This is a genomic window from Streptococcus oralis, assembly GCF_023109315.1.
Taxonomy (GTDB): domain Bacteria; phylum Bacillota; class Bacilli; order Lactobacillales; family Streptococcaceae; genus Streptococcus; species Streptococcus oralis_BS.
Genome location: NZ_JALDUF010000004.1, coordinates 65293 through 87513, shown reverse-complemented (window position 1 = coordinate 87513; position 22221 = coordinate 65293). Strand labels below are relative to the sequence as shown.

Genomic DNA, 22221 nt, shown 5'->3' with positions numbered 1-22221 from the left:
CATCTGCTAGTCTAAAGATAGAAAATGACCATAAAAAGGAGGTTCCACCATGACACAAGAATGGTTTGAAAGTGCCGATCTTGAGAAGAAATCACCTCAGACGAAATCGGAAAACCAGCCCAACGAGCCTGAGACTTCAGAAACTGTGGAAACTGAACCACAAGCAAGCGAAGAAACACCTGTCTCACCTAAAGAGTTGGAAACGCATGAGGAGGAAGCTCCCGAAATGATTGAGGAAACCCAAACCGAGGAAGAGGGAGAAGGGAAAGCTGAAGAGGAACACAAGCAAGAAAACTCTGCAAAAGAAAAAAGCATCCTCAGCAAGGCTTTAGAAAGTCCTTATATCCCAGATATTGATCCTCGTAAAACTGCCCGATTCAAAGAAGAAATCGCACTGTTTTGGACTTGGCTGCTGGATGCTATCCAAGAACCAACTGCTAGCAAGACTACGGACCAAAAGCATCGTTACAGTGTCTTTGGCCTGCTCACCCTGCTGTCCTCGTTCAACCTTTTCTTTAGTATCTATCATATCAAGCGCCTCTACTATGGCTATATGATTTCTATGGCTAATAGCTCTCCTAACCAGCTCCCACCTTTAGATCTCTTTGCTGGACTTTCTATCTTGGTCACTAGCGCTCTATTTTACTTTTCCATCATTTTGGGAGGCTTTACTGTCCGACGTGTACTGGACCAGGAGAGCGACTTCACTTTTCAAGAAGCTTTCGATCGTTACAGCAGACTCTTTGCTATCCCGCTTGTCCTAACAGCTCTAGCAAGTTTCTTTGCACTCTTTGGTGGCTTACGATTTGCTGGGATCCTCACTCTTCTAAGCATGGCCATCTTTGCCCTTGGCAATCTCTTTGTGATTAGCAAGCCAAGTAAGACCAGTAGCCTCGACCCATTTTATCGTTTCCTGCTAGCTGTCTTACTTGATGCTGCTATTCTCTTACCCTTCTTCATTGCAGAGCTCGCGCTGACAGTGGACTACCTTCGCATCCTGACATTCTTTTAACCAAAATCCCTGACATTTATTAATGACAGGGATTTTTATGCTTACTCTTTTTTGAACAGTGTCTACTTGATGGTTACCAATCCTTCAAAATCTTGTCCTAGGATGGCTTGTACTTCTAGTTGATTAGCATCTAGTTGGTGGTAAAATGCTTTTGGTAGCAATTCTAAAAATCTTGCATAATCCAAGCGAGCGATAGCTTCATAGTCTTCTGGTTTAGAGCCATTACCAGAAATCTTCACTAGGTCAATCTCCCAAACAAGCTCCTTGCCTGCCAGCTGCTCGGTATAAGGAGCTGGTACAAAGGGTTCCTTTGGCAAAATCGTCTTGACTCCCTGGGCTAGGTGATAGATACCGTGCACCTTACCTTGGGCGTCTGGGTAAAATTTCACACTGGCAAGGTAGGCATCAGATCCTTGAACCTTCTTGACCAACTCTTCAAAACGTGCCAATCCATCCTCAGCCAAAAAGCTCTCGAGGTATTCCTTGTTGAGATAGATAGGCGACAAGAGTCCTTGGCAATATACTAAACGAACCGCCTTATCCGCTAGATAATTCTTGACTGTTTGTCGGAAATAAGCTTCAAAGTCAAAGCCTTCTAGCCCTTCTACCGCTTTCCCCAACTTACTCGATAGGGCCTGGAGGAGAGCTTCTACAATCTCCCAGTCTGCTCTAGTAAGGAAGTCTGGAATCACCACTTGATAACCTTTTCGGCTATCCGCATAGTTGACCTTGAAGAGAAATTGCGACTGACCTACAATCCCACACTCGATATACTCGAGACGATTGAGGGGTTGACGGAGATAGACCGTATCATAACTGTGTGACTCCAAGCCCTCTACCAAGGCTAAGATGGACTTGGCAGTCAAAACCTCCTGTTGTCCTAGAATGCTTTCTTTATTTGGGATAAAAAATGTTTTCGCCATAACTGGCCTCCTTTGAAATCGTTTACATACAGTATAACCTATTTTCCTGAAAGATACAGAAACAAATTTTAGATTTTTAGATAAAAAGCATAGAAAAACAGCCCCTGAAGGCTGTTTGCTTTATACTGTAGCGACCTGATCCAAGCTTTCACCGATAGCGGCTAGGCGCTCGATTACTTCTGCTTGTGTCAATTCATTTTCTGAAACATAGCGGTTACGTGGGTGAACACGGCACTCGTGTGAGCATCCACGAAGGTACTTGTCTTCATTTTCTTCTGATGTTAGGATACGACGGTTACAGAAGGGATTTCCACAGTTGACATAGCGTTCACATGGTGTTCCATCAAACCAGTCTTTCCCTACGATGGTTGGGTTAACATGGTTGACATCGACTGCGATACGCTCGTCAAAGACGTACATTTTCCCATCCCAAAGTTCACCTTGAACTTCTGGGTCTTTACCGTAAGTTGCGATTCCTCCGTGCAATTGGCCAACATCTTTGTAGCCTTCACGAACCATCCAACCTGAGAATTTCTCACAGCGAACGCCACCTGTACAGTAAACTACGACACGTTTGTCCATGAATTTTTCCTTGTTGTCGCGGACCCATTGTGGCAACTCACGGAAGTTGCGGATGTCTGGGCGGATAGCTCCACGGAAATGTCCTAGGTCGTACTCATAATCGTTACGTGTGTCAAGGACCACTGTATCTTCGTCCAGAAGTGCTTCTTTGAACTCTTTTGGAGACAAGTAAGCACCCGTCGTTTCAAGTGGGTTAATGTCGTTGTCAAAGTCGTTGTCTTCTAAACCAAGGTGGACAATTTCTTTCTTGTAGCGAACAAACATCTTCTTAAAAGCTTGTTCACTTTCTTCGTCAATCTTGAACCAGAGGTCTTCCATGCCTGGGAGACTGTGAACGTAGTCCATATATTTTTGAGTTGTTTCGTAGTCACCTGAAACGGTTCCGTTGATTCCCTCGTCAGCGACTAGGATACGGCCTTTAAGGCCGATTGATTTACAGAAAGCCAAGTGGTCTGCCGCAAATTGCTCTGCGTTTTCAATTGGAGTATAGAGGTAGTAAAGTAAGACACGAATATCTTTTGCCATAAGATTTGTTCTCTTTTCTATTCTTAAATTTTCAGAATTTTTCATTCAACTATTCTAGTATACCCACTTGAGAAAACGAATGCAATTTATTTGACCGGAAATTATATAGAGAGACCTGCCACTGCACTTCATCAGTAACCATACCGAATAACAGATAATTCTCTCAATTTTTTGATCTGCTCGTCTTGACTTTCTGACAAACTTAGCTTGTTTTCAATCAATACACGCGAAAGGGCAACATTCATTTGGCTCAATATAAATGGAACAGAGGTCCCGTCGTCCCTTAGTCGTCTTTTATAAATCACTAACTGATTTTTCAAGGGAGTAAGTTGAGGCTCATCCTTTATATCTTCCAGTAGATGATCAATGATAGTCATGGCTTCACAACGTCTTTCACTTCCTCCAGCAAACCATTTTAATGGTGTCATACTCATTTCCCTCCTGAAATTCGCTTATAAATTGAACACTATAATTCCTAACTCGCGCCAGTATTTTACCCAAACACCCTATGTAAAAAAGTCAGCAAAAATGGTAAGGTCGCTACAATATTATTGATCACATGCACCGCATAGGAAGGATAAATGCTCTTGGTATAGCGAGTCAAACCAGCAAAGATGATTCCAAATGTTGCAAAGACAAAGATATCTAACAGACTAGGCAGGCTTGAAAAATGAGGGAGAGCAAATAAAATAGAAGGAAGGAGCAAATCAAGACCAAATCTTGAATGTTTAAAGAAGGCGTGTTGAAGTAATCCTCTATAGAGCAACTCTTCCATCAGTGGCACCAGAAAGAACAGGGATATGTAGATACCCAATTCGGCAAAATTAGTCTCACTAAAACCAATCAGTAGAGCCCAACCTTCCGCAGTTGACTGAACATATCTAGCTGTCTGAATATTAAAAGATATATGAACTACCGCTACTAGGACTGCCAGGATTGAATACCAGAACCATTTTTTTCTTGGAATGCGAAAGAGATAACCATGGCCTGTCTTAACCAGAATCCAAATCATGACTCCGCTAAATAGCAAACTCAAGATATTTCGAATCCAGAAGAAATTTCCTACCTGAGAAGAAAATTGCCAATAGTTTTGGACAATAAGCGTCAGCTGAGAAAGGCCAAATACGAAAAATAGGTAGGAGAAGACAGCACTCATTTTGAAAAGAAGGCGATATTTTTTCATAATAAATCCCCTATAGATGTATGTGTATCACATCGCATAAACCCTCAGAACCACTGTTTTCATTTTTACATCCTAAAAATCACTACCTCCCCTAGAGAACTAAGGAAGGCAGTGATCACATTTTTAGGAATTAGGAATGAATACACGAAATCAATCGTTCTTATGATTTTTTGTTTTTCAAGAATTCGTCGTATTGTTTTTGCATTTCGTTCAATACTTTTTCATAGGCACCTTCAGATTTCAATTTTTCCATCAATTCTGGAATAGCTTTATCTGGGTCTACAGTACCAGTGTTGATAGCTGTATCGAATTGTTGCATTGTGTTAGAAATTGCTGAGATTTCAGATTTCACATTGTCAGTGTTAAAGATGAATCCAAGTGCTGGAGATTCTTTAGCTTCTGCCAATTGTTTCTTAGAATCTTCGATTTGTTGGTCTGTAACGTTTTCGTTGATGTAAAGAATCCAGTTGTTACCAGTGTTCCATCCACCCATGTGAGTATTTCCTTTGTAGCCATCAAGGACGCGTACACGGTTTTCTTTACCTTCAATTTTTTCCCAGTTCTTGCCTTCTGGACCATAAACAAGACCGTTCAAGAGTTCTGGGTTCGTGTTCAAGAGGTTCAACACTTCCATTGATTTTTCTTTGTTCTTAGAGTTGTTTGAGATAACAAAGTTGGCAACTTGTGTTGTTTGGTTTTTCTTGATAAAGTTAGTGATTGGTTTGATTTGGATGTCTTTGTTCGCAACACGTGAAAGCAAGCTGTTACCGTAGTCAGCTGGTCCTACTGTTTCTTCACGAACGAACCAAGTATCTTGTTGAAGGTCAAATGAAGTGTCGCTTGTTGCTACGTCTTTTGGAATGTATCCTTCTTCATAGAATTTGTGAAGAGTCTTCAAGTGTTCTTTGAAACGAGGCACTTCGTAACGGTTTACGATCTTAGTAGTGTCTCCTTCAAGGTCGATAACAAATGGAAGTCCGTTTGGTACTGGGTAGTCAAAGTTATCAGATGGGATAAAGTTCTTCGTAACTGCAAATGGTACTACATCTGGAGCTTTTTCTTTGATTTGTTTCAAGACTGGTTCAAGTGTTTCGTATGAAGTGACACCTGAAATATCGATACCGTATTTAGCAAGAAGTGTTCCGTTGAAGGCGAAGTTTTGAGATGATGCAACGTTAGCTGCAACTGGTACTGCATAGATCTTACCGTTTACAGTGTTCCCTTTGATGTAAGCTGGGTCAAGTGCTTTGTAAAGCTCTGCTCCTTCCTTCTTGTACAAATCAGTCAAGTCAGCATAAGCACCTTTTTGAGCATTTACGACATAGTTAGATGCAAATGCGATATCATAGTTTTCACCAGATGATGTGATAACAGACATTTTCTTATCATAGTCACCCCATCCAAGGTATTGGATATCCAATTTAGCACCGACTTTTTCTTCGATGATTTTGTTTGCATTTTCTAGCAATTCATCCAAGTTGTCTGGTTTGTCACCGATTTGGTACATTTTGATTACAGGTTTTTCACCTGAAGTAGTATCTGCAGCTTTTTTGTTGTTACCTGTAAGGTTCCCACAAGCAGCGAGACCAGCAGCCAAAGCGACTACGCTAGCAGATGCAAAAGCATATTTTTTCCAGTTTTTCATGATAAAAACTCCTTTTTTTGTTTTTAAACTTATAAACGATTTAATGATTTTTACTTCAATCACTAAGATGAAGTTGGGAAGAGAGAAACGGTGTTTCTCAGCAAGTGCTATTCTTTCACACCACCGATCGTCAAACCTTTAACAAAGTAGCGTTGGAAGAATGGATACAGAATCGCGATTGGAAGGGTTGCAACAACAACCATGGCCATACGACCTGTTTCTTTCGGTAGAGCAACTCCCAGTTGGCCAGATAGGCCGACTGCTTTTGCAATGTAGTCCATATTTTGTTGGATTTGCATAAGCAAATATTGCAATGGATACAAGTTGTCACTCTTGATGTAAAGAAGGGCGTTGAACCAGTCGTTCCAGAAACCAAGAGCTGTCAAAAGCGTGATGGTTGCGATACCTGGAAGTGACAATGGCAAACAAATCTGGAAGAAGATCCGAGCTTCACTGGCACCATCGATACGAGCAGATTCGAGAATGGCTTCTGGAATGGTCTTCTTGAAGAAGGAACGCATCAAGATGATGTTAAATGGTGAGAGAAGCATTGGAACAATCAAGGCCCAAACGGTATCACCAAGTTGGAGCAAACGAGTCACCACGATATAGCCTGGCACCAAACCAGCATTGAACAACATACTAAGAAGGGCAAAGATAGTAAAGAATCTGCGATACTTAAAGGTTGTCCGTGAAATGGCGTAGGCATAAGTGGTTGTAATGAAGACGTTGGTCACTGTTCCGACTACTGTCACAAAGACTGAGATAAAGAGCGCTTGGAGGATCTTATCTTTAAACTGAGCCAAGAACTCAAAACCATCTAATCCAAACTGTGATGGGAAAAAGCTATATCCATACTGGAGGATGCTCTTTTCATCTGTCACCGAAATGATGATAACGAAGATAAAGGGCAAGATACAAGAAAGAGCGATCAAACCAGAGATGATACTAAAGAAGATATCTGCTTTCTTGCTGAAGGAGTGAATGCCGACATTATCGATTTTTTCTTTTTTAATTTTCTTTTCTGCCATATTCTCCTCCTTTCTAGAACAAAGCTGAGTTTGGATCGACTCGTCTTGCAAGCAAGTTTGATAGGATAACCAGAATCAAACCGACTACGGATTGGTAGAGACCGGCTGCTGAAGCCATACCGATATCTGCTGTCTGAGTCAAACCATTAAATACATATACGTCCAAAACGTTGGTTACATTGTAAAGCTGACCAGCATTGTGTGGGATTTGATAGAAGAGACCGAAGTCTGCGCGGAAGATATTTCCGACTGCAAGGATGGTCAAGACAGTTACAAGTGGAGTCAACTGAGGAATGGTTACGTTGCGAATACGTTGCCACTTGCTAGCCCCATCCACTGTTGCTGCTTCGTAGTAGGTTGGGTCAATTCCCATGATCGTCGCATAGTACATGACACTGCTATATCCAAAGCCTTTCCAGATACCTAGGAAAAGGAGAAGATATGGCCAAATGCCTAAGTCAGCGTAGAAGTTGACTTCCTTCATGCCAATGGATGTTAGGAAATGGTTGAAAACCCCTTTGTCAATGTTTAGGAAGGCATCTGTAAAGAAACTGATGATAACCCATGACAGGAAGTAAGGGAACAACATAGACGTTTGGAAAATCTTAACCATTCTCTTAGAGCGGAGCTCGCTGAGGATAATGGCAATCCCCACTGATACAATCAAACCGATAAAGATAAAGCCGAGATTGTAGAGAACGGTATTTCGAGTGATGATAAAGGCATCTTTTGAACTAAACAAGAATCTGAAATTATCTAACCCGACCCATTTACTATTCACAATACTATCTATGAAACCATTACTGGTCATATGGTAGTCTTTAAAGGCGACCACATTCCCAAATACTGGAATGTAAAAGAATAGAATCAACCAGAGTGCCCCTGGTAAAACCATCAAGAGAAAGATCCAGTTATCTCTTAAGGTCTTTGAAAACTTTTTCATAATTTCCTCCCTTTTTATTCCTAAAAACTGATTTCATCGAATTTTTAGGTTTGATAACGATTACATTATTAGTATACTCCTATTTGAAGATCAGTTTAAACTACTAATTATAGAAAAAACTCCACAAATTATTTTATGTGGAGAAGTTTTTTATATAAGAAGGATGTTTCACGAGAAACACTCTGCATACGATAAGTGTATTTCCGCTTTACTGATTGAAAACTTGTTCCAATACTGGATGATGAAACACAACAAAATGAACCTGAGCATTTATGATAGCCCCTGATTCGTTTTTCTCAATCTCCGGCTGTCCTTCGGTGTGTAAAAGAGCAGGATTACCATCCTTGTAGCCAAAGAGAATCACCTCTGTCTCTGCTTCATTCACATAGCAAGCTAGGATATCAAACCTCCCAGAACCAGAACCAGCAATATAGCCATACCATTTAAAAGTATAATTCATCCCATCCACTTGCCCAAATTGCATTATCTGGTCTGGCACTGCTAGTCCATAGTAGTGACCATATGTTGCTAAGTTAGTTGACTTAAATCTTTCACCTTTACTATCCGAATAGGATTCCATGGCTGTTTTTATCTTGTCTATTAAAGAACTATTATCTGTATCTGGCTCGCTCTCTGTAGTTACACTTGTTTTTAATAGAAATTCCTTAAAACGTCGCGCTAAGTCTGTATTCTCAGTCTCTTCAAAATTTGCAGTAGGGATAGTTTCCAGTGTCTTATCGGTATACAAGACCTGTGCTTGCCCATCCTTCAGTGTAAATAGGTAGAAATGTTTGTCCTGATTGTCATAGTAGGCATCCAAAACCAAGTAATCATAGGCATTGTCACTCGATACTCCAAAAACATTCCATTTGACACTTTTCTGAGAGACAGTTGTTGTTTCTAATTTTTTGATGAGGTCATTCTTTTCATCAAAGTTTGTATGCTCTAGTCTATGATAGGACTGCCCCATAGAAGAAGCCCAGCTTGCAAACTCTTTCTCCCACTTTTCAGTATTGTATTGAATTAGCTTCTGAAAATCCAAGTAATTCTTCATAATCAAGGCTTGATCAGTCGGATTAGATAACTGGAGTTCTTCCATAGCTGTAACCGTAGCAGCCATAGGTGATTGGCCGGGTGTATCCTTATGATTTTTTTCATGCGAAAAAGCCTTTTGATAGGAATCTGCTAAATAGTGAAAATAGTTAGTTGTTTCCTTGGTTTGTTGCTCCCTTGGTATTGACGGACTAGTTGCTCCATCCTCTGTCGTTTTATGACAGGCAGATAAGACTAGCATGCTAGTAGCCAGGACTAGTAGTAGCCTTTTCATGGTCAGACCTCCAAACTATCTCTGTAGCTTCATTATATCACTTCCAAGTCATTTTTTTCTATTGTACCCCCTGCTCTCAGAGATAACTCCGAAAAGAAAATGGGGGTAATAGTCAGTTCAAAATATCTTATATAGACGGCTTAGAGATAGTTTCAAGAACAGCTACTCCGTCTCTCTTAAACAAATAATATCTTGATTGACTTTTGCTTTATTTAGTGTTACTTTCAATATGAAATGGGTATTCAGTTAGAATGAGAAAGGAAAAAACTGTGCTCATCAAACTGGTTCATAAATGTCGACACTCATAATAAAATATAGCACTTTGATTCGTCTGACATAGTAACGTCTGAATATCAAAATGATGGAGGGAGTTGAAACAAATGAGAACCGTAATCGTTTCATTTATCATATTGCCAATCCTGACTAGAGGAATCCTATTACAGATTTTTCTCTCCAAAAAAGAAAGTAAGTGGCTGGGTTTCATACTGCCAGGCATAACTTATTGCTTTTCTTTATTGACAATCTTCTCTCTGGCCTTGACTAACAACATAACCTGGTGGGAGATTTTCTGTCTGATTTCCTTAACTTTTTTGCTTGCAAATATCCCTACCTTTATTCTTTTGGCAATTTACTTCGCTTGTCGAAAACATTATTGAAACAATGATTATACCGGATTTGGGACAGGAGGTTGAACACGAAACAATTGATTAAGACGCCTTTTATGCCCTCGTGCTATTGTTGGGGATTAAGTAGGATTATAGGGGAAGAGATGGGCTACAGCCTGCTTTATTTTTACCTTTTGGCTCCTAGTGTCGAATTGTCATGTGGCTTTTCTGCTGGTAAAAAAGGAGGTATCAATGGTTCCTCCCATTAACAGGGATTTTTAACTGGTTTATTCCATTTTTCCTGTTTGGTGGACGGTTTATTACAGCAGAATGAATTTCACTCACACTTATTGCAGCAGTTACAGCTATTCTCGATCTTTTAGCGGAGGCCTTTTCAGTAAAAAATACCGAATTAGTGCAAGATTTAAAATAAAAAGGAGGTGGCATCACTAAATGATGCCGCCTCTTTTCTGTTTTAGTGAACAGACTTTGTATTTTCTTTGCCTAAGTCTCATTCTGTAAAACAAGGAAAAAGCCCCACAAGTCAACTAACTGAGGTTGCCTGCGGGGCTCATTTTTCCACTAAATCATTCATCTTTAAACTATTTCTAGTATTTCTTCAATGAAAGACCTGACTTTTTACAACTTATAAAAAGTTATTCGTCCTCTTTTTTCTGACGTCCTGCCAAACCAAGAACTGATAGAAGCAAGCCTAGACCTGTCAGCGTCACAAGGCTTGAACCAACCTGAGATTCACCTGTTCGTGGGAGAGTATGTGCTGGGTGTTCTGGTGTGAACGGTGTCGTTGGTGCCCCTGGTTTAACTGGAGTATCAGGAGTATTAGGGACTTCTGGTGCTACTGGAACCGTAGTATAATGAACATCTTTAACAATGTTTTCTTGGGTAACAACTTCTGATGGAACAATCGCAACATCCACAGTGTAACCTGGAATCACTGGTGATGGAACTGCATCGTAGTTTGCCTTGTCGCTTCTCCAATCCGTCGTGCTCACAACAGAGCCAGTTACCTTGTCTGTCGTTACGGTACGTGTCCAAGTCGCTGTTTGTACCTTGTCTGCTGGGGTTTGACCACCGGCACCATGGTAGCGAACAGTCATGCTTACTTGTTTGGTTTCCTCAACTGAAACAGTTTTGTGTTTCAAGCGAATTACCACGTTTTGGTCTACGCTACTGTCGGTATCAAACTGAGCTGGCAATTCATCCTTGGAAACCACTTCGTAACCCTGTGCCAAATAACTTGCAATCACAGTGTCGTATTTCGTTTGAGCAGCAGCTGGAAGAGAAGTACCTGACTCACCGTTTGTCAATTCAACTTGATTTTCCAGAGTCTGACCGGTTGTCTCATCTACAACTGTGTAGGTAACCTTTTGGGTTTGAGCTGTATTCTGAGCAGTATAATGAACGTCTTTAACAATGTTTTCTTGGGTAACTGCTTCTGATGGAACGGTCGCAATATCCACTGTGTAACCTGGAATCACTGGCGATGGCACAGCATCATAGTTGGCTTTGTCACTTGTCCAATCTGTGGTGTTCACAACAGAGCCAGTCACCTTGTCTGTCGTCACGGTACGAGTCCAAGTCGCTATTTGTACTTGGTCAGCTGGTGTTTGGCTACCTGCACCATGGTATCGAACGGTCATGCTTACTGCCTTATTTTCTTGGCTAGAGCTTGTACCATGTTTCACATGAACCACTACATTTTGGTCATAACCACTATCGAGGTCAAACTTAGCTGGGAGCTGGTCTTTCGAAACCAATTCATAACCTTGGGCTAGGTAAGCATCCACGATTGAATCATACTTCGCTTCTGTACCATTTGGAAGAGGAGTATCAGAGTTCCCACTTGTAAGCTCTTGCTTATCTTCCAAAGTGGTATTAGTTGTATCGTCAATAATAGTATAGGTTACTTTTTGCTTGTCGGCCTTGTATTTAACAGTAACATTGATATCAGCCTGATCAGCAGTTACGTTTTCTGCGTCAACTTTAGCCTTATCTGGTGTATAGCCATCCACAACTGGAGAAACTACTTCTGGGAAGGTTCCGACCGACGGAGTCCAAGCACCTTGCGTAGTCGTTTTAGTCACTTCATCTGTTTTCACTTCTCTAGAGAAAGTCAAGGTCGATTTCTTCTCTGGAGCAGCTGGTGTGTTATCTTCTTCGTAGACGTAGTTAATCGTTTGCGTTACAGTATTGGTTTCTGTAGAAGTTGACACTTTGTGTTTCACGTGAACAACCACATTTTGATCGTGGTTACTATCAAGGTCGAACTTGGCTGGGAGCTGGTCTTTCGAAACCAATTCATAACCTTGGGCTAGGTAAGCGTCCACGATTGAATCATACTTCGCTTCTGTACCATTTGGAAGAGGGGTATCAGAGTTCCCACTTGTAAGCTCTTGTTTATCTTCCAAAGTGGTATTAGTTGTATCATCAATAATTGTATAGGTTACTTTTTGCTTGTCAGCCTTGTATTTAACCGTAACCTTGATGTCAGCCTGATCAGCAGTTACGGTTTCTGCGTCAACTTTAGCCTTATCTGGTGTGTAGCCATCAACAGTTGGAGAAACTACCTCTGGGAAGGTGCCAGTAGATGGTGCCCAAGCCCCCGGTGTAACATCCTTCGTCACTTCATCTGTTTTCACTTCTCTAGTGAAAGTCAAACTAGCTTTCTTCTCCGGAGCTGCAGGTGTATTATCATCCTCGTAGACGTAGTTAATCGTTTGCGTTACAGTCTTGGTTTCTGTAGAAGTTGACACTTTGTGTTTCAAGCGAATGACCACGTTTTGGTCCACGCTGCTGTCGGTGTCAAATTGGGCTGGCAATTCATCCTTAGAAGTCACTTCGTAACCTTGTGTTAAGTAGCCTGCGACTACGGTGTCGTATTTCGTTTGTGCTGCAGCTGGAAGAGCAGCACCAGACTCGCCTGTTGTCAATTCAACTTGATTTTCCAGAGTCTGACCTGTTGTCTCATCTACAACTGTGTAAGTAACTTTTTGCGTTTGGATTGTGTAATATACATCCTTAACAATATTCTCTTGAGTAACGGTTTCTGCTGGAACCGTTGCAATATCCACGCTATAACCAGGAATCATTGGAGACGGAACAGCATCATAGTTTACTTTGTCGCTTGTCCAAGGTGTTGTTGAAACCTCTGTGCCTGTGATCTTATCTTTTGTTACGGTACGAGTCCAAATCGCTGTTTGCACCTTATCTGCTGGTGTTTGTCCGCCAGCACCGTGGTAACGAACAGTCAAGTTTACATCCTTGCTTTCTTGGATATCAGTTGTACCATGCTTCAAGTGAACAACCACATTTTGATCGTGGCTACTGTCAAGGTCGAACTTAGCTGGAAGCTGGTCTTTAGAAACCAATTCATAACCTTGAGCTAGATAAGCATTCACCATTAAATCATATTTTTCTCGGGCACTGTCTGGAAGAGGAGTATCAGAGCCTCCGCTGGTAAGTACTTCCTTATCTTTCAGCGTTTTTTGGGCAGTGTCGTCAATGATGGTATAGGTTACTTTTTGCTTATCTGCTTTATAGGTAACCGTTTCTTCAATATCTGCGCTATCTCCCGTAATCTGTTCAACGGCTGCTACAGTTGCCTTATCTGGTGTATAACCATCAATCTTTGGAGAAACTACCTCTGGGAAGGTTCCGGTAGACGGGAACCAAGGACCCTTATAGACAATCTTATTAGTCACCAGATCCTTGTTGTTAATCCGATAGAACTTCAAAGTCTGAACCTTCGTATCCGCTGCCTCTGTGTTATCTTCATAAACATACTTGATGGTCTCTGTGACTGTCTTTGTTTCTTGAACTGCAGCTCCCTTATGATGTAGATGAACTTCAAAGGTTTGAAGATTTTCATTATAGGTTACACCAGTTGCTGGATAATTATCTGAAACGAGTCCATAATTTCGATCAGTATACGTCTTAATGGTTTCAGCTGTTCGATAAGGATCAGTCTGCCCATAAAAACCATTCAAATCCTTCGTTTCAAGCGTTTCCCCTGTTGTGTCATCAATGTAAGTGACCTTTGCACTAGCTGGATTAGCCGTATAAACGACTGTCTTTTCGATATCGGCACTGTTAGCCGTAATATTGTCAACTGCTGGAACCTCCGCTAAATCTGGAGTGTAACCTTTGATTGTTGGTGATGTTACGGCCGCAAAACTTGTTCCATTTTCTGCTGTCCAATCACCAGTTGTAACATTTGTAACAAGGTCAGTTGTTGCTGTTCTGGTGAATTTTAAGCTACTAGTGCGGTCTGGAGCTGCTGGTGCACCGCCCTCGTATGTATAATGGATAGTTTCCTTAACCGTCTTTTCTTCTGCTACTGAAGTCTTTTTGTGTTTCAAATGAACTTCAAAGGTTTGAAGATTTTCATTATAGGTTACACCATTTGTTGGATAATTGTCTGAAACAAGTTCATAATTTTTATCGGTATACGTCTTAATGGTTTCAGCTGTTCTATATGGATCAGTCTGCCCATAAAAACCATTCAAATCCTTCGTTTCAAGAACTTTTCCTCCGTTAGTATCATCGTCAATATACGTAACTTTGGCACTAGATTTTTTGGCTGAATAGACATAATAAAATTCTTGGTCGTTGCTAGTGAATGGAATTTGTTTAGTAGTCTTTAACTGTGTACCATACGACGCGATTGCCGTATCAGCTGTTACAAGTGTATAGCCTGTAATTGTTTTTGGATTAGCGTTATAATCAGGGGTTGGAGTGGCAGTTCCTCCTGCTGGATAACCATATTTATAGTCCTGAGTTTCAATTTCCTTGCCGTTTGTATCGACATAGTGTATTGTGATCTTCTTCTGACCCACAGCACGCGCAACGGATGGGGTTGTTGTGGCAGAAATCGTTTCTTCTTTAAGCTTAGTTACATTACCATTGTCATCAACGTTATAACTATAACTTCTTGACTCATTCGTTATAGTATTCTTAATTGAGGAATCTGCAAAAGTAATTCGTGTTGAATGTCCAGTTCCTTGAATGACACTAGCATCCTTTAAAATAGCACTAACTTTTTTATTGACTTCTTCTGTTCTGTTGATTTCCTGATATTGATCGCCCATTTGAGCATAGTCGTCAGTTGGCCAAATATCATGATAGGTAGTAGCACCATTTCCTGTCATTTTTCCTAAATTAATAGCAACTGTGTAGGTCCCATCTCCATTATCAATAACAACCGAAGAGTTTTTACCCGCTTGTTTTAATGCTTTAAGAATAGTATCATTTGTTGAATTTGCAGGTAGATTTATTAACTTATTATCTGGATCTGAATTGATGCTAATAGAAGTTGAAGTATCTCCTTTAACAAGATATTTTCCATCCTCACTAATTGCTAAAGTAGAAGTATATCTTTTAAGGTCTGGTTTGATACTAACAATTTTTGACCCATTACCTGGTTTTATACGATGGACAGAAATGATATCACCATTTGGAATTCCTGTTTGTCCAGGGTTGATACCATCGCTTGACAATAAATTATTATAATAATTTGCATCCCCAGTTGAAGTGCCTATTTTTATTGAATTTGCTCTATCGCTACTTGCACTATTATAAACAGCAAAAGGCGCCTGTGCTTTCTCAAATGTTCTTGGTGTTGGTTTAAAAGTAAACTTATTGCCATTTATTTCTAAAATAATATTTTCATAACTTGATTTTGCTGTAAATTTCCCAATAGTCGCTGCTTTTTGAGTAACGGATACTGTCTTTTCCGTATTTTGAGGCATATCTTGGAAGCTTTGATCTAAGGTAATTTCATAGGCCATATTATTTGGATCTGAGTGGACAAATTTAATTGTTCCAACACCCTCGATACGCTCTGATGTTCCAGAACCAAGGTTTGAATAGTAAGCACCGTAGGCATTATTTCCCAATTTGACCGGAATACGGAGAACATCACCTTTTTTCAGCGTCCCATCTTGTGTGATTTTAAAGTCCATTTGAACCTTGTCAAAGGAAACTTCTTGAGCAGGCAAAGACATTGTATCACCTGAACGCATAACAGTTCCACCTTTGGTCGTAACCGTTACTGAAAAGTTCGTGATTTGAGTTGGGTTTTGTTGCAGACTTCTGCGCGTACGTACCGGAGCAGTTGAACGAGGAGTAGCTGTTGTTTGCCCATCAGTAGACTTTTCAGCCGGCTTAGACTCAACAGGTGCTGGATTTTCTTTTGCGACTGCCGTCGAGTTTGAAGGAGCTACGGGTTTTTTGTCTGCTCCTTCCACTTCAGGGGCAGTTTTTGAAACTGACACTTTCTTTTCTGCTTGTTCAACAGTTGGTGCTGGACTAGTAGCTTTTTCTGTTTCCTTAACTCCTGTGGCTGAAGATACTTTCTCTGACTCCACCACTGCTGATTGATCACTATTATTTTCTGATTTCACATCAGTTGTCGAGCTAGTCTCTACTAGACTGCTCAGATTGTTGTTTTCATCTGCTTGTACAGTTGGTGTGCCAAGCGCTACTCCATATACCGCCAAGCTAGCGATTGCAATCGAAACAAGTCCAACATTTTTCTTTCTTAGAGAAAATTTTTCATGTCTTCCCTTGTAAATTTTAAAACTCTTCACTTTCTATATTCCTTTCTAAGTTTGACATATGATTATTTTATTAGAGATGGACTTTTACAACCTCTACGCATAGGAAACTTCTGCTCTATATTATACATTTTACTCCTTGATAATTCAACTGATGCAGTTAAAATCTACCCACCTAATTTAATAAAAATCTTGATTCATATAGCTTTTAAGCATATGTATTGCTGAATATGTTATTCTATCAAACATCCCCCACTTCCTATATTTTATCTATTTTTGAATATTATATTTAAGCAAAAACATCTTCTTTTTATACAGAAGATGTTTGTCAATATTCTACTCCTAAGTCGTATAAATCGTCGAAGCTGTCGCAATGGTGTGCCACTGATTGGCTGTAGTTGCTGCGAAGTCCCTGTCTGCGTAGAAGTCAGTAAATGGTAAGATTTCCACTTCTAACTCGTCGATGCGGTCAATCTGTCCTGCCAGATAAGCCTCGATGCGGCTTTCTGCGCGTTTGATGCGTTGCAAGAGTCCACCCATACGGATATCGACCGTATCCAAGCCAAAGACCTTGTTTTCTTTCAGCCATTGGTGGCTAAAGAGGGCATGGAAGTGTTCGATTTGGCTTCTGAGTTCTGGTAATTCTTGTCTCGAGATTTCTTCCAGACTTTCTTTATCACCCGCTTGGTAGGCCTGACGAATGCGTCGTCCCACATCCACTTTACTGCTTAAAATCTGGTTCAACTGGGCCTGAGTTTCAAAGAGATAAGCATAATTTCCTGCTTTTTCTTTGATTTCAGCAAGCGTCTCAGCTGCCTGAGCAAAGTGTGGCCCGTCCTGTTCAGGTGTCATGTGCTGGTCAAGAATCGGGCAAAGAACATCCTGATAAAAGACATAGCGGTTGGGATTGATGCCACTGAGATTGTCTGGTAGATCTGGCAAGAGGTTAGCTAGGTCAATCTGCATAAAGTCCTCAACTGATAGACCCGTATTGGTCTTGAAGTGTGCAGACAAACGGTCTAGGTCATTGCGGTAGCTGAGTTCTGCCCAGATTTGCAAGCTTGGCAGGATAGAAAATTGAGCTGTCTCACCACCATTGTCCCCCCAACCCGTTACAATCACTTCTTTGATGTCATTAGCACGACAGGCTTTGTTGGCTTCAATAGCGATGAGACGGCTGAAATGGTTGTTGGGTGTGAAACCAATCCACTTCCAAGCTCCACCTGCAAAGACAAGGTCATGACTAATCTTGTGATGATTGCGGAAGTTACGGTTGTATTTTTCCTCACTATCCTGATAATAATCCCAGTAAACCAAGGTCACACGGTCTTTGAGACGGTCTAGGTAGACACGAGTTTCCTCTGGAATCTCCACGTCACGGTCGTACTGGCCATCCGCTGACATGAGTTTAAAGAACATATCACTCCACATCTGGCAGTGGAAACCATACTTGTCTGCAATATCCAATACGCGCTCCAAGTGTTGACACATGAGAAGACTACGATCTACAACGCCGTTCAAGATAAGGTAGCGTCCTAAGCCAACCAAATGGGCCTCGTCCATCCCGATATTGACCTTGCGAGTCTGCAATTTAGACAGAGTGGCAAACATGCCATCAATCAGGTCATACACCTTTTCTTCGCCGATAAGGAGAATATCCTCTACATCACGGAGCTCCTGCACTTCCTTGACACCCCATTTGACAAAGGCTGACAAGTGGGCCAAGGTCTGGATACAGGGAACAAAGGTCATGTCAAACTGCTGGGCATAGGCTTCAATTTCCTGTAACTCTTCAGCTGAGTATGCTCCGCGGAAATAACCAAAGTAAGGTTGTCCTTCAATCTGATAGGTGTCTTCCATGTAGAGCTCAAAGGTTGAGTAGCCCATGAGAGCCAAGACTTCAATCATCTGCTTGGCAGAAGCCACATTCAGCACCGCATTGCGGGAACAGTCTGCCATGTAGGCTAACTCTTCGTAAGCAGCATGTTCTTCAATCGCTACCTTGTCACCTTCTACTAGAGCTGTTGCTAATAAAGACAAGGCGCGGTAGAGTTGATGAGGTTTGCGATAGGTCAGGTGATAATGTCCCCCCTCACCCTTAATAGAGATAGAGGCTTGATTAGACTGAGCGACAGCTACCTCTACATCTGGCAGAGAAATGTGATTTTTTAATGCTTCAATAGCTTGCGTTTGCTTGGGACTAAGTCCTGTAAATCTTACCACTGATTTTCCTCCTGTAGCCAGTTGACAAGGGCACCGTAGAGATTGGCTTCTGCATGATAGGTGCAGGCCTGGATAACTGGTGCGACCGTGTATTCTTCGTAGGTTTCGACAAAGTTATCGACAGCCTTCTTGACACCTTGGATAAAGTCTGGATTCTGACTGATGGAGCCTCCCAGACTAATGACATCTGGGTCGATGAGATACTGAATATTGAGCAAACCTTGCGCCAGATTACGATTCATGCGCTCAATCGCTTCTTGACAAAGAGCATTGCCTGCTGCAGCTTCTTGGTAAATCTTGCGACCATCCCAGTCAGTCTGACCAGATTTTTCAATTACGTAGCGAACCATGTTTCCTGTAGAGGCTAGTTGCGACCAGTTGTTGAGTTTTTCAGCTGGTGCAATGGTTGTCATGTAGCCAAACTCTCCCCCCAAGCCGTGGCGACCTCGGTGAAGTTTGCCATTGATAATCATGGCGCCGCCAATTCCTGTCCCAATCACGACACAGGCTGCATTTTCAATCTCTGGGTGAGCCAGCAGTTCACTAAGTCCAACACAGTTGGCATCATTTTCTAGATGGACAGGCAGCTGATGATGAGCAAGGGCCTCATACCAAGAAAAACCGTGAATATAAGGTACGGCACTAATTCCCTCAATCACACCTGTTTCTTGATTGACCGCGCCTGGAACGCTCATGGCAATGCCCTTATAATCTTTCTCCGACAGACGTTGGTCTAGCCATGTCAGTAAATCCTCCAAGTTTTCTGGCGTCGGAGTACTTGTCTTATCTAGTATTTTTCCATCAGAAGTCAGACTGGCAAACTTAATTCCAGTCCCTCCGATATCAATGGTTGCAATGGTCATTGTTCTTCCCATAAAAAGGGGCGAATCAGTAGTTAGTCCTTACTCTTTCGCCCCTCCTTTCTATCTCATAGTATTAATTATCAAACATTTCAAAACTGTTAAATGTCTTCTTTTTTGATCAATTCTGTGCGAATTTCTTGTGGCGCTAATAGTCCTGAATGAACGGGATATGGCCGCTCAAGCAAGTCCAAAATGGTTTGTTGGTGTTCTGATATACGCACATTTTCTTGACTCATGTTGTAGTAACGAAGTACATATCCTTCTTCATTTTCAGCTACCTTAAAGGCTGTTGGGCAGACTTGTGGCAAGCTGAGTGCTGCATGACTCAATAGGCTACCAGTCGCTGCCACACTTCCTTCTTGTTTAGCGACCTGAAGACTAGTGAATGGTGTTTGGAAGGCTTTGGCACGACGGAAAGCGGAGAAGCGCTCTTGAGCTTGGTGGCATTCGAGGGCAAACTCGACTTCAAACTCACGCAAGCACTGAGCTTCTGGTGTTGGGAAGTAACCCCAGTCACCTAACTCACCTGAGGCACGAAGAATGGTCACTGCAATAGTGTCATCTCCAAGGATTTCATACTCGTGCAATCCTTTATTGGCCACCGTCACCCCTTTTTCATCATCATAAAGGCTGACAAAGGCTTGTTGGTGTTGTGGATTTTCAGGGTTTTCCCAAGAAGCAGCTGGTTTGTTTGGTCTTGTCACCACCTCATAGATGCTTTCAGAGTCATTGCTTGGACGAGTGTTATGAGTCTTAACCAAGAGACGGATACGGTGGTCCTTGGCTGTGTTAGTAAAGCGAGTCTTAAAGCGGATTTGTGGATTGTCAACAAAGACGGTCATCTCTGTTTCAAGAAGAATGCTTGTCAATTCATCTGAGCGTCCAGCTTCACGCGTCATAAACTCGATGATACCTCTTTGTTCCTCATCCAGTTTTTCGTCTGCACTTACTGGAACTGTCAATTCATGCTTGAGCAAGATCTTAGCAAAACGTGCTGTATTTTCCAAGACTTCACAGCCTTTGAGTTCTGCGTAGATAGGCTCTGTTCCTTTTGGCTGGAAATAGATGTACTCATTTCCAATGTCACCACGGTCTTCAAAGCGAATAACATCTTCATAAGCTTCATGAGTTGTCTTGTCGTAGACCGTGATGTTTTCATCCACACTTACCGTTACAAATGGCGTATCAATCACTCCATTTTGGTAAATACCGTCACGGTGTTCTTGTTCTCCTTCGAGCAATTGGAAGGTTGTCCAAGAAAGTGGTGCCAGATGAACAGGTACTGTCACGCGCACTTGACGAGCGATACGAGCCTGGCGGAACTTGTCTTTTGGCAAATCATACTCAAAGTTAGCTCCCAGATCTTCGATTTTCGCTTCGACAGCATGCCCTTCCAAGTCTTCGACACGGTAGCTTGGCAAGGTCAAGGCTGCCATCTTCTTATAGCCTTCTGTTGGGTGCAATTCTTTGAAATCACAAGTCGCTACATCAATCACTGTGCTGACCGTATCAACTTTGTCATGCAAGCCTGTGTTAATGACGGTAAAGAGATGGTCGCTTTGGGCTTCGTGGGTTGCAATTTTACCCTTCCACTCGTTGAGAAGATTGGTCTTAACGAAGTTTCCGACTTGGTTGACCTTGGCAAAACGTGTCTCCATCTCACGGTGAACCTCGTCCACGCTACAGCCACAGATACTGTCATGTGGCGCATTTTGTAGAAGGACTTTCCAAGCATAGGTCAACTGGTCCTTATGGTTGTGCCCACCGGTGATGACGGTCAATGGTTCCACTACTTGTTCTAGCAGGTTGCTATTTTCTTGGAAGGCTTGTTTGAGGTAAATGCGGGATGAAGAAGTGTTGGCAAGCGTGTACCAGCCATCTGTTTCTTGACTGGTCAACTCACCTGTAACGGTAGATAGTTGCTCAGGTAGAGCACTTTCTACTGCATGGACATAGTCATCAAAGGAACTATGCACAAAAGTCACATCTGGGAAGAGTTCATTGGCTACACGAATAGCTTCGCTCAGATTTCGCTGTACAGGCTGGTGGTCACAGCCGTTCATCATCAACCATTGGTTGGTTGAAGCGTAGTCACGCACGTCTGACAGTTTTTGTTTCCAAAAGGCCAGGGCTTCATCCTTATCAACTGGGATTTCATTCCCATTACTATACCAGTTGGCAAAGAGGATACCGAGAACGCGACTTCCGTCCGCACCCTGCCAGTACATTTCTGAAAACTGGGAAGTAAACTGCTCATCTTCGAGAACTTGGTTGTCAAATCCAATCGGCTTCACACCACGCCCAAAAGCTGCCACGTGAATGCCTGATTTTTGAAGGATTTGAGGAGCTTGTCCCATATTTCCAAAGGTATCTGGGAAGTAACCAATCTGGGTTGATTTGCCCCATTTTGCACATTCAGCTTGACCAATCAAGGTGTTGCGGACGTTGGCTTCGCTGGAAATCAAGTAATCATCCTGCAAGATGTAAAAGGGACCAATTTTGAGTTTGCCTTCGTCAATGTAACCTTGGACTTTGTCGCGATTTTCAGGGCGAATTTCCAAGTAGTCATCAAGGACAATAGTTTGTCCGTCCAAGTGAAAACTCTTGAACTCAGGGTCATTTTCAAAAAGATCAAAAAGATTGTCAAATAACTCCACCAACTGCATCCGGTGGCTTTCAAAAGGTAGATACCACTCACGATCCCAGTGACTGTGTGAGATAATATGAACTACAACATTTTCCATGAGTAAAACCTCATTCTAACTTAAATTTTTATTTCTATCT

13 protein-coding genes are annotated in these 22221 nt (G+C 41.8%); 1 reads left to right on the top strand and 12 read right to left on the bottom strand.

Annotated features, from left to right (window positions below):
* The first annotated feature begins 49 nt into the window (after positions 1-49).
* Positions 50-1012: a DUF6574 domain-containing protein gene (locus tag M1F74_RS06155; protein ID WP_247946594.1), complete on the top strand. Its 963-nt coding sequence runs from the start codon at positions 50-52 to the stop codon at positions 1010-1012.
* A 62-nt stretch (positions 1013-1074) separates the two neighbouring features.
* Here M1F74_RS06155 and M1F74_RS06150 read toward each other — a convergent pair whose 3' ends face one another.
* From M1F74_RS06150 to M1F74_RS06095, 12 genes are all read right to left on the bottom strand, one after another.
* Entirely contained in the window at positions 1075-1935 is an 861-nt protein-coding gene (locus tag M1F74_RS06150) for a DUF4299 family protein (protein ID WP_247946593.1), read from the bottom strand.
* A gap of 120 nt (positions 1936-2055) precedes the next feature.
* Positions 2056-3042 (bottom strand): rhodanese-related sulfurtransferase, encoded by a 987-nt coding sequence (locus tag M1F74_RS06145; protein WP_001030023.1) that lies wholly within the window; start codon positions 3040-3042, stop codon positions 2056-2058.
* 131 nt (positions 3043-3173) lie between these two features.
* Entirely contained in the window at positions 3174-3470 is a 297-nt protein-coding gene (locus tag M1F74_RS06140) for a bacteriocin immunity protein (protein WP_000188103.1), read from the bottom strand.
* A gap of 65 nt (positions 3471-3535) precedes the next feature.
* Positions 3536-4225 (bottom strand): CPBP family intramembrane glutamic endopeptidase, encoded by a 690-nt coding sequence (locus M1F74_RS06135; RefSeq protein WP_247946592.1) that lies wholly within the window; start codon positions 4223-4225, stop codon positions 3536-3538.
* A gap of 160 nt (positions 4226-4385) precedes the next feature.
* Positions 4386-5870, bottom strand: coding sequence for an ABC transporter substrate-binding protein (locus M1F74_RS06130; RefSeq protein ID WP_033605751.1), 1485 nt, complete (start codon positions 5868-5870; stop codon positions 4386-4388).
* A 107-nt stretch (positions 5871-5977) separates the two neighbouring features.
* Positions 5978-6901: a carbohydrate ABC transporter permease gene (locus M1F74_RS06125; RefSeq protein WP_000818345.1), complete on the bottom strand. Its 924-nt coding sequence runs from the start codon at positions 6899-6901 to the stop codon at positions 5978-5980.
* Positions 6902-6914: 13 nt separating this feature from the next.
* Positions 6915-7844 carry an ABC transporter permease gene (locus M1F74_RS06120; protein WP_000714584.1) on the bottom strand — a complete coding sequence of 310 codons (930 nt, stop codon included), beginning with the start codon at positions 7842-7844 and terminating at the stop codon, positions 6915-6917.
* A 208-nt stretch (positions 7845-8052) separates the two neighbouring features.
* Positions 8053-9171, bottom strand: a complete 1119-nt coding sequence (locus tag M1F74_RS06115; protein WP_247946591.1) for a DUF4767 domain-containing protein — start codon at positions 9169-9171, stop codon at positions 8053-8055.
* A 1261-nt stretch (positions 9172-10432) separates the two neighbouring features.
* Positions 10433-16384 carry a mucin-binding protein gene (locus M1F74_RS06110; RefSeq protein ID WP_247946590.1) on the bottom strand — a complete coding sequence of 1984 codons (5952 nt, stop codon included), beginning with the start codon at positions 16382-16384 and terminating at the stop codon, positions 10433-10435.
* 309 nt (positions 16385-16693) lie between these two features.
* Entirely contained in the window at positions 16694-18574 is a 1881-nt protein-coding gene (locus M1F74_RS06105) for a beta-N-acetylhexosaminidase (RefSeq protein ID WP_247946589.1), read from the bottom strand.
* On the bottom strand, positions 18568-19437 hold the full coding sequence (locus tag M1F74_RS06100; RefSeq protein ID WP_247946588.1) for an ROK family protein: 870 nt from the start codon (positions 19435-19437) through the stop codon (positions 18568-18570). The genes M1F74_RS06105 and M1F74_RS06100 overlap by 7 nt, the downstream gene beginning before the upstream one ends.
* A 98-nt stretch (positions 19438-19535) precedes the next feature.
* Positions 19536-22181 carry an alpha-mannosidase gene (locus M1F74_RS06095; RefSeq protein WP_247946587.1) on the bottom strand — a complete coding sequence of 882 codons (2646 nt, stop codon included), beginning with the start codon at positions 22179-22181 and terminating at the stop codon, positions 19536-19538.
* Positions 22182-22221 lie beyond the last annotated feature (40 nt).